Raw genomic sequence first — 15,294 nt, 5'->3', positions numbered from 1 at the left:
CTATGCCTCCTTTTGTTTATTAAGAATTTCTTGAGCTGCAATTGAACAACCTTTATGTTTTTTTAAGCCACCTCGAGAAATAGATTTTATATAAAGTCCATCTATACCACAAAGACAGTTTTCACCTATAGTAACAACATCCTTTGATAATACAGATAAATTAGGTTGAGCTGTATTATAAGGTGTAAATAATTGCAATAAACCTTCTTTATAAGTTGGTTGAATTTTCATGGTTAAAGGGTCTCTCACTATTAAACGACTATATATAGGTATATGATAATGACCATATGGGCAAGAACAATAAGGAACACCATGTTCAGCCATTCCATAAGTATCACCTATATTTTGTGATGGAAGTTTAATTGTAGATTCTATATAATTAGAGAATTCGTTTAATGTCATTGATTTTCCAAGATGGTTTTTCCAACCACCACCAGCTACAATGAAGCTATCTTCATGAACAGAAACTGATGTACTAAGTTTTTTAACTTCTTCTAAAAGCTTGTACATATAAGCTGGAAATCCCAATAATCTAACGGGTGCATCACTGGAAAGCTCTATAAATTTTCTGGCCCATTTCTTTTCATCAAAATAATAAGTTTTTTTCTTTTCATCCCATTCAATAAGCCAATGAGTAGACTTACTAGGAGCTAAAGACATAACAAAATTATCGCTCCAAGAAGTACCTACATCGCTAGCTTTTCTTATATCATAAGCCATAACAAAATAGTGAACAGGTTTTGAACTAGTGTAACCCATTTTCTTGAAAGTATTATAAGATAAGGTTTCTAATCTAGTAGTAGAATCTTTATCAAAAAATGATTGAGTTTTTTGACCACCAGTACCAGAACTTTTTAAGGTCATGTGTATATCCTTAGGTTTTACACTACAAAAACCATGGTATTTCATAGTTTCAACAAAAAGAGGTGGTATATTAAAAATATCATCAATAGATTTTATTGAGTTAATATCAATATTTGATTTATCGTATAAATATTTTATATAAGGTTGCTTTTCTAATTGAAATGAATAATTTTCAATCATAGCATCAATAAAAAGTTTTTCAGACGTTGTATTTAAATCAAAGGATTCAATCTGAGAGCAAAGTTCATTTATTTTAGTAAACATATTTATACCTCCTACTAATTTATATTTTCTTTAATAATATTAATGTTTGGATCAGAATTCATAACATAATTTAAAATTTTATTGCCTATTTCAGATTCTGTTTTAATACTTGAGTAATCAATTAATATATTATTTAGATATTGAAGAACTAATTTATTATTACCAACATCCCCAGGAATAACCCCGGCAAAAAAGAATCCTATGTTCTCTAAATCATTAATATAAAGTGGTGTATTTGGATTTTCTAAATCAAGATACAAATAAATCACTTCAACTTTACTGCAACATAATTTTTTAGTTTCTTTATGCAAGCATTCAATTAAATTTTTTCCATATGAATTGATATGAATAGAAGCAGAGTCCATAGAATCAAAATTTAAAGTATATTTACATGGTGTATTTTTTATATGATTTATTTTAGAATCTATAAAAGTAACATCAATATTAAATTGAGAATATATTTCTTTGATAATTTTCATATGGTGCTTACATATATATAGTTTTAATTTAAAATTAGTCTTTAAATATTTATAAGACATTAAAAGATTGTCTCTATAAGATGAATTAACTTCAAAATTTTTAAAGTCTAAAGATTTAATTTTACATAAAAATAATGCACAATCTTTAAAATTATAATTATGTGCACTTTTTTGTGAATATGTATGGACACATACAGCATTAACATATACACCAGTTAAATTTAAACTCTTGCATTCACAAATAAGATTTTCAACTATTTTATTAAGGCAATTTAGACCTCTGTATTTTGGATGTGTAAAAGCTGCTAATAATTCACCACTATCATTATTGGGTTTTAAGCCAACATGAGAAATTATTTTATTAGTATCTGTAACAGCAACATAAGAAATTAATTTATTAGTATTGTTTAAATTTTCTATTTTATCAGGATAATAGATGTCTTCATCCATATAACTATATCCATAACTACTATAGGCACACCTAGAAACTTCTAAGGCTTCATCACTATGCATTCTTCGTACAATATAATTTTTATTATCTATATTTAATGATTTAGAACAATTAGAAATTGTATTATAATCATTTTCTATGAATTCATCATAAGATTTAATAATGGTAATTTTTCGTCCATTTACCCCTAAATTATCAAAATAGATGTTATCTACATAATTTTTAATTTCACAATTCCTAAAACTATGTGTAAATTTTTTAAATAAAGTTTTATTACAGTTATATAGTAAAGTGTTAAAGCTATAAGGCATCCCTTTTTCTTGAATAATAATTTTTAAATACTTAGAGTGTTTTTCAAAATCAATAGAAATTGAATCAATATTATTTTCTTTATATCCATTGATAATAATATTTTCTAATATTGTTTCAATACATAAATTAATATTTTCAAGATTTAAGATATTAGAAGGAATACCAAAAGTAAAATCTTCTAAAATATTGATAACTAAAGGTATTTGCTTTAATTTTGCATTAATTGATATAGACATATTTTCAATTAGTATATTTTGTAATTTTTTGTATTCCATAAATACACCTCCATTCAATATTTATAATAGTAATCAAATAAAATTTTCAAAATTTAAACAATAATATGAATAAATTATAAATTATATAGATAAAAATTCAATATTAATGTCATGAGAAGGAAGAAAAGAGGTATAAGATATATTTATATCATTATAAATTATTTCATCCATTTCAACATATTTTTTCTAAAATTGTAGCTAAGTGGAATTATTTCACTATAATTGTCAAAATATATATTAGATTTCTTATAAGATATATTTTCTATTTTCTTTATTTTTGTTATATTAACTAAAAAAGACTTATGACATTTTACAAAATAACAATTATTAATCATATTAGATAGTTTTTTTAGAGATACATTTTGCACAATATATTTTTCTTTTATAGTGTGAATAATTGAAGTTTTACCAAACACTTCAATGAAAAAAATATCATCTATAAATATCTTAAATATAATATCATCTATGGTTAATGTTAAATATTGCCTAGGAATTTCAGATGTAGAAGTATCATTGGAATTAGTTAAAATATTTATAATGTCAATAATTTCATTATCATCATAGGGTTTTAAAATATAGTCATAGCAATGAACTTTTTTAAAACAATCCAAAATATATTTCATGTTATAAGTTGTGAATATAATCCATGACAATGTATATTTAGGTATATCTCGCAATTTAAGGCTTAGATCTAGCCCAGAGGAATCTTCTAAAAAAATTTCCACAAAAAAAATATCAATTTTATTTTTAATTGATATTTTTAAAGCATCTTCTTCATTAGTAGCTTCAAAGATATTTAAATTTGATTTTGACAAAAGTAATATTTTTTTAATATGGTCTCTATCTTCTAGGTGCTTATCTACTATTAATATATTTATCATTTTATATACCTCCAAATGTAATATAGGGTTCTAAGCCCAAGTTTTAAATAATACCATTATCAAGTGACAATTGTAAAATTATATTTAAATATAAGTTAAGTAATTTAAACATTATATATTAATTATAGGTTAACTATTGCGTCAATAAATTTAGTGCCCAAAATACTATTTTAAAATTATTTAAATAATATGAGTATGAAATTGAATAAAAACAACTATATAATTTTAAAATAAATTTAATGAAATATAAATGAAATGGAAATTTAAAGTTTAATTTAATATTTATAAAAACAATCAATAATAATTAAATTTATGAAGGGAAAGCAAAAGTGGAATAGAATAATGTTTATATAAAAATACTTATGTTAGGGAGCAGAAAGAATGAAAATTTTAATTTTAGGGGCAAGTGGTTTTCTAGGTGGACATTGTTTTGAACTTTTAAAAACTGAATTTAATGTATTAGGCACTGTAAATAGTAGTAATAGTAATGATGAATTTATAAAATTAGATGTAACAAAGGAAGAGGAAGTAAAAGATATAATTGAAAATTTTAATCCAGATATAATTTTATGGACACTTATGAGTAATACTAGTGAAAAGTACTTAGTTGAATTAGGATTGAACAATGTTTTGAAATATATTTCAGATAATAAAAAGATAATATTTATATCAACAAATGCTGTTTTTAGAGGAAAAAATGGAGATTATAAAGAAAATAACAAACCAGAATACAGAAATAGTAGGGATGCTTTAGCAGAATACTCTAATGCAAAAATTGATGGAGAAAAAATTGTTATAAGTCATGGGAATTATATAATTATTAGACCAGGAATGTTGTATGGAAAAGATATAAATGGAATTTGGGATAAAAAAACTACTAATCTAATTAATTTATTAGAACATAATAAGGAATTTGTTAGAACAGAAAATATGTATAATACTTTTGTGAAAGTAGAAGAAATGGCAAAGGCGATAGTAAAGTTAATTAAAATTGATTATAAGGGAATTATTCACTTGGGGCCTTTAAATAAAAATAGTTATTTTGAATTTTATAAGGATATGGCAAAGCAATTAAAACTCAATAGTAATTTAATTAAAAGTAATAGAAAAAGTATATATGAATGTATAAAAGAAGATAATTACTTAGATTTTTCACTGAACACATTTAAAGTAAATAAATTATTGGGTGAAATATTTAGTAACATATAATTTAAGATATATGTTCATTTTAAGACAGTTGCGAATTAGTGTTATATTAAGATATTAAAAATATATTAATAGCAATTTCAATAATGTATATTTAGTTAAAGATTCATTAAAAATTTATTGAAAATGGTACAATAAAAGTAAAAATATGTTAATGTATAAGTATCAAATTTTAAAAGGGGGAATAAAAAATGAAAAAGAAATTTAAAAGTTTATTAATGTGTATGTTAACTGTATGTATGTTGTTTGGTACAACATCAATAGTATTAGCTGGTCCAGGTCCAGCTAATGATGGCTATGGTAGTACATGTGCACATAAATTTCAAAAGGTAGGAAATAGAATAGATAAAGAAACTGATAGAATGTTAACTATATTTAGATGTACAAAATGTGGATATGTAAAGGCAGAATAAAAATAAAGTGAAAAATACAAGGTAATTAATTACCTTGTATTTTTCATTTTATTTTTATTCAACTTTAATGCCGAATTATTTTTGAAATAGATTATTTTATATTATAAACATATAATTTTTATAATAAGGGTATTACACTTAAATATTTATATATGAAAGGTTATGAGAATTTATGAATATAACATGTAGAAGATTTAATGGCAGAGAAGACTATTTTAGATTAAGAAAGTTTATAGAGGAAAGTATTTCAGAGTCAGGATCAAAATTTTATTTTAATATAAATTCATTAGAGTTTGGTATTGACCATAAGGAAAATAAAAGTTATATAGAAGCTATTTCAGAAGACTTACATGATTCTTCATTTCTTCTATTTGAAGGTGATAAACTTATGGGTGGAGCAATGATATACGAAAGAAACCAGTTATTTATAAATCAAAAAAATAAACATAGATTTAGTGAAATGTTTAAAGCTTTAGAGGAAGAGGTGAATAAGTGTATAAGAGATGGAAGTGTAGATCTTGGAATTAGTAGTTTTAGTGAATCTTCATGGCGTCCTTTTGATGGTGATGTTAATATAGAAAAAGTTTTAATAGAAAATGGATATTATAGAACAGAAGAATATTGGGTATTAAGAGATTATTATAATAAATATCCTATAAGTGAACCTGAATTGCCAAAAGGATATTATATAAAATCCCTTTGTGATATTTTAGATATAAGTAAGGTAATTGAAATATATAATGATTGTCTAGGGATGGAATTTGATGAAGTTTCATTAAGAAAAGCAAGAGAATCTTATGCACATAGAGATGAATTAGATATTGTAGTTATGTCACCAGAAAATAGTCCGGTAGCATTATGTAGTGGTAGATATGATGAAAAAAATAAAATGGCTAGTTTTGAAGCAGTAGCTTGTATTAAAGAGCATAGAAGAAAAGGAATAAGTAAAGAAATGATGTTATATGCATTAAAGAAAGCTAAAAATTTAGGTGCCACAGTATCAACAGTGTTAACACTTTGTCCAGAGCAATTTCCAGCACCTAATAAATTATATGAATCAGCAGGATTTACATTGGTAGGAAATAGACATACCTGGGAAAAGTTAAAGAATAATAAATAATAGACTTAATATAATATGAAAATAATGTAAACTTAATTAAAAATAAATTAAAAGACATAAATAACATCTATATTTTAGGAAAAATATGGTAATATATAAAGGTAACTCGAATTTAAAAGGGGGAAAGAAAAATGAAAAAGAAATTTAAAAGTTTATTAATTAGTATGTTAACTGTATGTATGTTATTTGGTACAACATCTATGGTATTTGCATCAAATGCTTCAGATGGCGGTGGTGCTGGTTGCAGACATCAATTTAAAAATGCTGGATCAAGGTTAGATAAGAATGGAAATGCTGTAACTATGTTTAGATGTGTAAAGTGCGGATATATAAAATAGAAATAAATAGAAGATACAGGGGGATTTAGTACCCTGTATTTTTTTGTTCAAATTTAATACTGAATTATATTGGTAATATTATATGAAGTTATATAACAATATAATTAAAATATATTAAATAAAAAATGGAGGAAGTAAGACATTATTAGAAACTATTGAAATAGGAAATTTAAAAAATCCTTTTTGACAAAGACAGTATGAAATGTGTTATAAAACCTATTAAAAAATGGTTATTTGAAGTTGAAGAAATGTTATAAATTAAAATTAATTTATTATCTAGAAATTTAATTCAGAGAAAGGATATATGTTTTAATGTAAAAGTGGGGTGAATTCATATGAGCATTAACTTTAGATTTTATAATGATAAAGATTTTATGAAGATTGAAGAGATGATTTTAGAAAGTTATAAATGGAGTTTGCCAGCATGGGGACTTAGTAGGCATGAGTTTACTAGAGGTGCACATATTGCTTGGGGAAATGTATGTGATAATTGGAGACATACAATTGGAATTTGGGAAGAAAATAATAAAATTATTTCAGCAGTAATAAGCGAAGCAATTTGGAATAGTGAATGTTTCTTTTTATTTGATAGCTTAGAAAGGCAAAATAACACTAAGTTATTAGAAAGTATGTTTCATCATGCTGAGACATATTTTTCATGCTTTAAAAAAGACTATAAAGATAACACACGACATTTAAGATTATTATTAACACCAGAATATAAAAAAGTTAAGGAAATGGCTATTAGTAGAGGATTTAAAAAAGAAAATGATTTAGAGCGCTTGCTTATTATGCCATTTGGTACAAAAGAGTTTGAGATAAAATTACCAGAAGAATATAAAATTTTAGATGGTACACAAACTCCAGATTTCTACTTGTCAAACACACATATGTTTTCTTTTAATTATACACTTCCTACAGCGGAAACAGGTGAAATAGGATTTAGTGAGCTTAGAAAAATGCCAAATTATAATCCTAAGTTAGATTTATGTATCGTTGATGAAGAAGAAAAACCAGTTGGTATGGCAATTATTTGGTATAATGAAAAAATGCCATATTGTGAATTAGAACCATTGGGAGTAGTGTGGTGGTGTAGAAGAAAAGGAATTGCTACAGCACTTATACATGAGGCTGCCAATCGAGTAATGAAGATAAATCCTAAATGCAGAGGAATGTTAGGTGGGGATCAAAAGTTTTATTGGGATTTAGGATTTAAAGTTGAAAGTACTTCAGAAATTTGGCATTGGCAAAAGAAATTCTAGTATATTTAAAATAAGTTAAATTTTTTATTATTTATGAATGTGTTTTGATAAATAAGATTGAAATAGTTCTATAGTTCAAATAGAAATATTAAAAAAATATTAAAATTAAATAAAAAAGTGAATAAAAGGTAAAAAAATAATTAAAAGATAAAACATAATATGAAACAATTTCCAATATGTGTTAGTATCTATTTATAGTTAAATAGAAGGGGGGAATAAAATTGAATAAGAAACTAAAAAAAGTAGTAATGACTATACTTACAGCAACTATGTTATGTGGAGTTTCATCTTTAGCATTTGCAGATGAAGGTCATCATCCAGGATTGGATGATGGACATGATCATAAATATCAAAAGGTGTATGTTATGAATAATGACGGTAATTATGTTTTAAAATGGATATGTAAATATTGTGGTCACGAAGCTTAATTTAATATTTGTGAAGTAGTAGCAAAATATACAGGTATTTGACCTGTATATTTTGTTTAATTTTATTTAGAAATAAACTATTTTTGTACTATATAATCAATATAACCTTGTGTTATTTTTTCACCTTCATAGATTCTTTGAAGAATTCTACTTTCTTTAAATAAAATATTCATATCGTTAAAATGTTTTTCTGCTTCATTTAATTCATAGTAAGTATGAATAATCTTTTCATCACCTTCATCTTGCAAAAATTCTCCATGGTTTACTTTTTCACCTTTCCCATAATCAGAGTCATATATAGAAAGAAAATTTATAAAGCAAAGTCCATTAGGTTTTAAAACTCTTTTAATTTCATTTACTGATTGAGTTATTTCTTCTTTTGTCATATGAAAAATAGTATTGTAAGAGTATATGAAGCTAATAGAATCATTTTCAAAAGGAAGATTTCTAATATCACCTTTTGAAATATTAAGAGACAATTTATGTTTATCAGAAAAAATATTGGCTTTTTCAATTTGAGTTTCACGAAGTTCTATTCCATAAGTTTTATAACCTTGACTTGAAAATAAAGCAAGAGGTGGCAAGTTTCCACCAGCACCACAGTCTAGAACCGTTTTGTCTAAATCAATTTTATTACAATAGGATAGGAAATTATAAAGCTGAGTTTGTCTGAAAATTAAATTCATATGAAACCTCCAATAAGTTTATATTTAAGCTAAGCCAATTAGCATGTAAGATATTATACACTTTTTTACATTAAATTACATCATATAAAAATATTTACTTTAATGATATAATATATATTGATATTTTTAAATCACTTAATATTCTGAAAATATTAAGGATATTAAGTTAATTTTTATATATGAAAGGATGAATTTATGATTTATAAAGCAAAGAAAGATACAAGAAAAAATTTAATTGATATGTTTAGACATATGGATGATACAATGATACTTTCATGCTTGCAAGGATATATGGGAGATGCTTGGGTTGATAATATTAAAAATCCTAAAGTAGCTCAAGTTATAGTTGGAGTTTTTGTTTTTTATGCAGGAGATTGTAGTTTAAAAGAAGCAGAGGAATTGTTATATAATTTACCTGAATATGCACTAATAATTGTAAATACACCTGAATGGAAAAGAAAAATAGAAACTATTTATAATAATCGTGCAGAAAAATTTCAAAGATACTCATTTAAGAAAAATCCTAAGTATTTAGATGTTAATCATATCAAATCTTTTCTACAGAGAGTACCAGATGGATATGAGTTGAAAAGAGTAAATTCATATTTAGCACATTCATTTTCATTTCAAGAGCTTTCTAAAGATTTTACTAGTCAATTTCAATCTATAGATGACTATCTTAATAAGGGCATTGGATATTGTATTTTAAAAGATGACAAAGTTATATGTTGTGCATCATCTTATAGTGTATATGATGATGGAATTGAAATAGAAATAGATACACATCCTCTATATAGACGAAAAGGTCTTGCAACTATAGCAGCTTCTGCATTGATTTTAGACTGTCTAAATAGAGGCAAATATCCTAGCTGGGATGCAGCAAATATGGAATCTGTTAAGTTAGCTCAAAAGTTAGGATATGTGCTAGAAGGTGCATATGATACTTATTGTGTTAATAATGAAAAATTTAAATAGTATAAGTTGGGAGTAGTTTGATATGAAAATTTTAATAGCTCAGCCAGTACATGAAGGAGGAATTCTTCAATTAAGAAAAGATATTGAAAATAATGAAGATGTAGATTTAGTTATATATCCAGAAGGATATATATGTGATGAGATTTTATTAGAAGATACTTGTAAATTAGCAAGATTACACAATACCATGATAATTACTTCATATAAAAAGGACTTTAAAGACAGAGCATTAATAATTGATAAAGATGGAAATAAGATTTTAGAAAGATGGAAAACTCCAGCAGAATTTAAATGTGAATTATATGAACCTTTAGTGGTTGAAACAAATAAACTATGTATTGGATATTTACTTTGTATGGAAATTTTAAAAGGATATAGAGATTTAGAAAAAGCAAATAGAAAAATTGATTTTATTGTTCATCCAATTGGAGTAGGTATGTTTAGTAATGAGCAGTTTAATCTCTGGATAAATGAAGCAAAGAAAATTGCTAAAAAATATAATACAATGATAATAGGGACAAGTCATGCAGATGGGTCATATAGAAATTGTGGAATTTCAATACCAATTTCTTATTGTATAGATAAAAGTGGTGAAGAAATATATATTTCAAAGAGTGATACTAGAACACGAATAATAGATTTAAATACAAAAACCATAATTGAAAGGGGATAAAATATGATAAAACTAAAAAATGGGGATGAACTAATAATTAGATATGGAATAAAGGAAGATGCTCTTGAAATAATAAATCTCGTAAAACAGGTTATGGAAGAAGTGGAGTTCTTCCCATCAACTTCTGAAGAATTTAATATTACTATTGAAAAAGAAGAAAAATATATTGAGGAAACAGCACTATTTTTAGTTGCAGAAATAAACAATAAAATAGTTGGTTGTATTACATTACATAGGGATAATAAAATTAAAACTAAACATGTAGGTATTTTAGGAATAACTATTTTAAAAAAATATAGTGGCTTAAAAATAGGAAGTATTTTAATGGAAGAATTAATAAACTGGTGCAGAGAAAATGAAATTGAAAAAATAGAATTAGAGGTTTTTGAAAAGAATACTGTTGCAATTGGACTTTATAAAAAGTTTGGATTTATTGTAGAAGGTGTAAAAAATAATGCTATAAAAATAAATGATAAATATGAAAATTTACTATTATTAGCTAAATTTTTAAAACTTAACTAGATGAATAAAAGGAGTGATATTTTATGAAGTCTATAGATGATATTGGTAATTTTATATTTTTAGAAGATAAACCTGAGAGGTCAGATATTATATTTATCCCAGGAGGATCATATTCAGAATTAGGAGAAAGGGCTGCAACTCTATACCAAAATGGTTACGCAAATCTAATACTTCCATCAGGAAAATACAATCCTAAAAGAGGATGCTTTGCAGGCCCTTCATCAAAAATTAACATATACAATGAAGAATATAAAACAGAATGGGAATTCTTTAAAGGTGTTTTATTAAAAAACAATGTAGATGAAAATGCAATTTTAAAAGAAGATTGTGCAGAAAACACCTATGAAAATGCATTTAAATCTCGACAAGTTACAGATGAACTAGGATTAGATATAAGAAAAGCAATAATATGTTGTAAGTCTTTTCATTCTAGACGTTCATATATGTACTATAAGTGGGCATATCCAGAAACTAAGTTAATTATGTGCACTTCAGATGTAAATGATATAAAGAAAACTAATTGGTTTGAAACAGATAAAGGCATAGAGAAAGTTATGAATGAATTAAGTAAATGTGGTTCTCAATTTAAAAGTTATTTTAAAGAAGTTATATTAGAAAATGAAGTTCATAAACAATTTACCGAAAATTGAAACTATTTAAAGGTATTTTAATATATATCTAGAATAAGATGAATTGAATAGAGATTTATTAATGAACAAAAGGAGTGGTGCTTTATGAAATGTTATAATTTATTTTATGCTACTGTAAATAAAATGCTTCAAGCAAAGGCCAAAATGACTCAGTCAGCTATACTTTGCTTGGAGCCTAATTTAAAATTTTAGCTGAAATAGGTTCCTTTACATGCTTAGGCATTAATTAGTAATTATGCTTACTGTTTCATGGCCTTTGCCTTAATTAAAAAAATTAAGGAGGGGCAAATTTTATGAAACATGTTAAAGCACATAATGTGTTACCAAAGGAAGTTATAGAATTAATTCAAAAGTATATAGATGGAGAATATGTATACATTCCAAGAAAAAGTGAAAATGAAAAAGCTTGGGGTGAAAAGAATGGAACAAGAAATAGTCTTAAAAAGAGAAATAATGAAATTTTCAAGAAATATATTAGTGGATATAAAGTAGCGTTATTAGCAGAAGAATATTTTCTATCGGAACAAAGCATTAGAAGAATAATAAGTCAAGAGAAAAAAGCATGTTCGTAAAGACATGAAAAACATTTATAAAAAATAACACCTAATTTGATTGATTTCAAATAGGTGTTATTTTTGTTTAACTTTAATACGGAATCAAGTTGGATATATAAGATAAAGCTGTTAAATAATATAATTTTAATATGAAGAGAAGATTTAGTAAGGGGATGAGATAAAAATGACTAAAAACAATGAAACAATAAATATTATAAAAGAAACTTTAAGAAATTTTGAAAAAGAGTATATAAAAAATGATTTAAAAAATATTGATGATTTTGTTAATAATTTTTTTGTAAATGAAGATGATACAAGTTTTATAGGGAAGGGATTAAATGATTGGCATTTTGGGGTAGAAAATATAAAAAGTGCATTTAAAATTTATTGGGATGATAGTAATAAACTTTTTAAAAATATAGAACTAGATATAGATAAGTCAATAATTAGTGTTGAAGGAGATATTGCAAGTGTAGCTATTAATGGTAAAAGCACATTTATTAATACTGAAAATGATGTTAGTAAAAATATGGTGAATTGTATGGCTGAAACATTAGACAAAGGTGCATCAAGAAGAGATTTGCTAAAACTCTCAGATGAAATTTCAAGAACTTTATATAATATAAGTTTAGGTGAAACTTATATATGCCCATTTAGAGCAACTATTGTAATGATCAATAACAAGAATATATGGAAGATTAAACATATGAATATTTCTTGTGCATTAGATGGAAGAGAAATAGTTTTAGATGATGAAAATTTAGATGATACTTTAAAAATTTTAGAAATAAGACAAAAAGATAATGAAGATATAAAAGAAATTAAAAAAATATTAGACATTTTTCAAGATGGATATGATAAACGTGATGAAAAATTAGTCAATATTTATGGAGAAAAATTACTTTGGAATGATGAAAATTTATTTATATTTGGAACAGACCAAGGTGAAGATTTTTATGGATTTAATGAAGGAAAAGAATTATTTGAAAGTGATTGGAAATATTGGGGAGATTTTAATTTAAATAGAGAAAATGCTTATATTTATGTTTATGAAAATGTAGCAGTAGTTTTATCAAAAGCATTTATAACATTTAATTTTAAAGAAGATAAAGTATGTACTTGGCCAAAACAAAATTTTGATTATTATAAAAAGCAGGATAAATCAAAGATAGAATTACTACAAGATGTTTTATTTTCAATAAATAATGCATTGAATTGTATGCAAGATGAAAAACAAATGCTACCGATGAAATTTGTTGGTGTTTTAGTAAAAAAAGAAGGAAGCTGGAAGTTTAATCATATGCATTTTTCTGACATCATTGAAGATGGTCAAGAAGTTAGAAAAAGTGAATAATTTAAAAGAAAGGTGTGATATAAATGAAAAATTTAAGTGAAATACAAATATATGATTTAGAAGAGGATTACCAATTAGAAAAGGCAGATTACAAAGAGTTTTCAAAATATTATGCCACCTATTGTGGTCTTCAAAAAGAAGATAACTATTTTAAAAAAAGTTATGAAATGATGCGTTCTAGTGTATCAGAAGATGATGGTTGTTTTTGGATTGTAAAAAATCATAAGAAAATTGGTGGGGTTTTTATAGAATCAAATTATATAGAAGGGTTATTTCTTATACCTCCATACAATAATGAATATGAAATTTTAAAAAAATTAAAGAATGCATTAATTAAATGGTCTGATTTATCAAAGCCTATAATAGCATCAGTAGTGGATTCATCACAAATAGATATTTATGAAAAGTTAGGATTTAAAAAGTTTGAAAGTGGTAGGTGGATGATAAGAATAACAGAAATAATTAGTGATAATTTAAATGAAAAGTATGATATATGTTTACCTAAAAGAGAAAATGAAGTTGAAATGGGAAAACTATTATATGAAGCATTTGAAAATAATGATGGATTAAATTTTAAGTATAGTTTAGAAGAATATACTTCATGGGTTAAAGATTACTTTGATGATAACTTAGAAAATGATTTTTTAAATAGAGCTTCCACTTTGGTATATGATAAAGAAACTAAAGAACTTGTAGGACTTTGTTATATATCAATTTTTCAGGAGTGGCCATTGATAAGTCAAATAGCTGTAAAGCCTAGTTATCAAGGTAGAGGGATTGGTAGTGATATGATAAAGAAATCATTGACAAATCTAAGTGAAAAGTATCCAGTAGTTAGATTATATGTTGATATAGGAAATGAAGCAGAAAATGTTTATTACAATTTAGGATTCATGAAGGGTGTAGAATTATCTGAAATGGAACTAAAAGTTATGGAAAATAATATATAAAAAATAATAAAGTTCATTAAGAGTTTAAAAGATTTTTAGTGAACTTTATTTGTGGAAATTTGACTATAGATTATAAGTTTTATGGAGGGGGAACAAATGGAGTTTAAATTTGTTGATATGAATTATGCTTATGCAAGCGAAATGATTAATAATTGGAAATATAAAGATGAATATAGTATTTATGATTATTGCAATGAAAAAGAAGAATTATTAGATGAATCATTATGGGGGTTAGGAAGATTTGCAGTTTTAAATGAAAAAAATAATCTTATAGGGGAATTGACTATCGAATTTTTTGAAGAAGAAAATGAGGAGTCAGAAGATGATGGATATGTTGAATATGAGACGATATTAAATGATGATAAAAAGATATATGAAATGTGGATGGGGTGGGGATTAAAACCAGAATTATGTGGTAAAGGTTTAGGCAAGGAATTTATTTTAAGTTGTATTGAATTTGCTGTAAAAAAATATGACTATCATGGTGATTATATTAGATGTGCTGTAGCTGAATTTAATAAAAGAGCAATAAAAGTTTATGAAAAGTTGAATTTTGAAATCTTTGAAATATGTAATGTAGATATTGACAATAAAGAAACAAAAATTTTTAGAATGAAAAAAAAGATAAAAATATAAA

At 25.1% G+C, this 15,294-nt stretch carries 18 protein-coding genes; 14 read left to right on the top strand and 4 right to left on the bottom strand.

What is annotated here, in order from left to right; all coding sequences use genetic code 11:
* The 3 genes from BN346_RS08710 to BN346_RS08700 all read right to left on the bottom strand — a co-directional run bounded on the left by BN346_RS08710 (window position 1) and on the right by BN346_RS08700 (window position 3,526).
* Window positions 1–1,128: a LuxE/PaaK family acyltransferase gene (locus BN346_RS08710; protein WP_040327930.1), complete on the bottom strand. Its 1,128-nt coding sequence runs from the start codon at window positions 1,126–1,128 to the stop codon at window positions 1–3.
* 14 nt (window positions 1,129–1,142) lie between these two features.
* A complete protein-coding gene (locus tag BN346_RS08705) occupies window positions 1,143–2,645 on the bottom strand; it encodes an ATP-binding protein (protein WP_040327928.1) in 1,503 nt (500 codons plus the stop codon).
* Between the two features lie 158 nt (window positions 2,646–2,803).
* A complete protein-coding gene (locus BN346_RS08700; RefSeq protein ID WP_040327925.1) occupies window positions 2,804–3,526 on the bottom strand; it encodes a LytR/AlgR family response regulator transcription factor in 723 nt (240 codons plus the stop codon).
* A gap of 381 nt (window positions 3,527–3,907) precedes the next feature.
* On the opposite strand from BN346_RS08700, the gene BN346_RS08695 reads away from it, so the two are divergent.
* From BN346_RS08695 to BN346_RS08670, 6 genes are all read left to right on the top strand, one after another.
* Window positions 3,908–4,735 (top strand): sugar nucleotide-binding protein, encoded by an 828-nt coding sequence (locus BN346_RS08695; RefSeq protein WP_040327923.1) that lies wholly within the window; start codon window positions 3,908–3,910, stop codon window positions 4,733–4,735.
* A gap of 188 nt (window positions 4,736–4,923) precedes the next feature.
* Window positions 4,924–5,145 carry a hypothetical protein gene (locus tag BN346_RS08690; protein WP_040327921.1) on the top strand — a complete coding sequence of 74 codons (222 nt, stop codon included), beginning with the start codon at window positions 4,924–4,926 and terminating at the stop codon, window positions 5,143–5,145.
* A 172-nt stretch (window positions 5,146–5,317) separates the two neighbouring features.
* Window positions 5,318–6,265 carry a GNAT family N-acetyltransferase gene (locus tag BN346_RS08685; protein WP_040327920.1) on the top strand — a complete coding sequence of 316 codons (948 nt, stop codon included), beginning with the start codon at window positions 5,318–5,320 and terminating at the stop codon, window positions 6,263–6,265.
* A 131-nt stretch (window positions 6,266–6,396) separates the two neighbouring features.
* The gene (locus BN346_RS08680) at window positions 6,397–6,603 is read left to right on the top strand and encodes a hypothetical protein (RefSeq protein ID WP_040327918.1); all 207 of its coding nucleotides are present in this window, start codon (window positions 6,397–6,399) and stop codon (window positions 6,601–6,603) included.
* Window positions 6,604–6,938: 335 nt separating this feature from the next.
* Entirely contained in the window at window positions 6,939–7,865 is a 927-nt protein-coding gene (locus BN346_RS08675) for a GNAT family N-acetyltransferase (protein WP_040327916.1), read from the top strand.
* Between the two features lie 221 nt (window positions 7,866–8,086).
* Entirely contained in the window at window positions 8,087–8,293 is a 207-nt protein-coding gene (locus BN346_RS08670) for a hypothetical protein (RefSeq protein WP_040327915.1), read from the top strand.
* Between the two features lie 77 nt (window positions 8,294–8,370).
* Here BN346_RS08670 and BN346_RS08665 read toward each other — a convergent pair whose 3' ends face one another.
* Window positions 8,371–8,979, bottom strand: coding sequence for a class I SAM-dependent methyltransferase (locus tag BN346_RS08665; protein ID WP_040327913.1), 609 nt, complete (start codon window positions 8,977–8,979; stop codon window positions 8,371–8,373).
* 195 nt (window positions 8,980–9,174) lie between these two features.
* Between BN346_RS08665 and BN346_RS08660 the strand changes: the two genes are divergently transcribed.
* From BN346_RS08660 to BN346_RS08625, 8 genes are all read left to right on the top strand, one after another.
* The gene (locus BN346_RS08660; protein WP_040327910.1) at window positions 9,175–9,954 is read left to right on the top strand and encodes a GNAT family N-acetyltransferase; all 780 of its coding nucleotides are present in this window, start codon (window positions 9,175–9,177) and stop codon (window positions 9,952–9,954) included.
* 22 nt (window positions 9,955–9,976) lie between these two features.
* Entirely contained in the window at window positions 9,977–10,627 is a 651-nt protein-coding gene (locus BN346_RS08655; RefSeq protein WP_040327909.1) for a hypothetical protein, read from the top strand.
* Between the two features lie 3 nt (window positions 10,628–10,630).
* Complete coding sequence (locus BN346_RS08650) at window positions 10,631–11,149, top strand: GNAT family N-acetyltransferase (protein ID WP_040327907.1); 519 nt, start codon at window positions 10,631–10,633, stop codon at window positions 11,147–11,149.
* 23 nt (window positions 11,150–11,172) lie between these two features.
* Window positions 11,173–11,799, top strand: a complete 627-nt coding sequence (locus BN346_RS08645) for a YdcF family protein (RefSeq protein WP_040327905.1) — start codon at window positions 11,173–11,175, stop codon at window positions 11,797–11,799.
* Window positions 11,800–12,092: 293 nt separating this feature from the next.
* Window positions 12,093–12,371 (top strand): CD3324 family protein, encoded by a 279-nt coding sequence (locus BN346_RS08640; protein WP_040327903.1) that lies wholly within the window; start codon window positions 12,093–12,095, stop codon window positions 12,369–12,371.
* 166 nt (window positions 12,372–12,537) lie between these two features.
* Window positions 12,538–13,707, top strand: a complete 1,170-nt coding sequence (locus BN346_RS08635; RefSeq protein ID WP_040327901.1) for a hypothetical protein — start codon at window positions 12,538–12,540, stop codon at window positions 13,705–13,707.
* Between the two features lie 23 nt (window positions 13,708–13,730).
* Window positions 13,731–14,657, top strand: a complete 927-nt coding sequence (locus BN346_RS08630; RefSeq protein WP_051540201.1) for a GNAT family N-acetyltransferase — start codon at window positions 13,731–13,733, stop codon at window positions 14,655–14,657.
* A 96-nt stretch (window positions 14,658–14,753) separates the two neighbouring features.
* Complete coding sequence (locus BN346_RS08625) at window positions 14,754–15,293, top strand: GNAT family N-acetyltransferase (protein WP_040327900.1); 540 nt, start codon at window positions 14,754–14,756, stop codon at window positions 15,291–15,293.
* Window position 15,294 lies beyond the last annotated feature (1 nt).

Source organism: Clostridium ihumii AP5 (assembly GCF_000612845.1).
Lineage (GTDB): Bacteria > Bacillota > Clostridia > Clostridiales > Clostridiaceae > Clostridium_J > Clostridium_J ihumii.
This window is presented reverse-complemented; position numbering and strand designations above follow the sequence as displayed.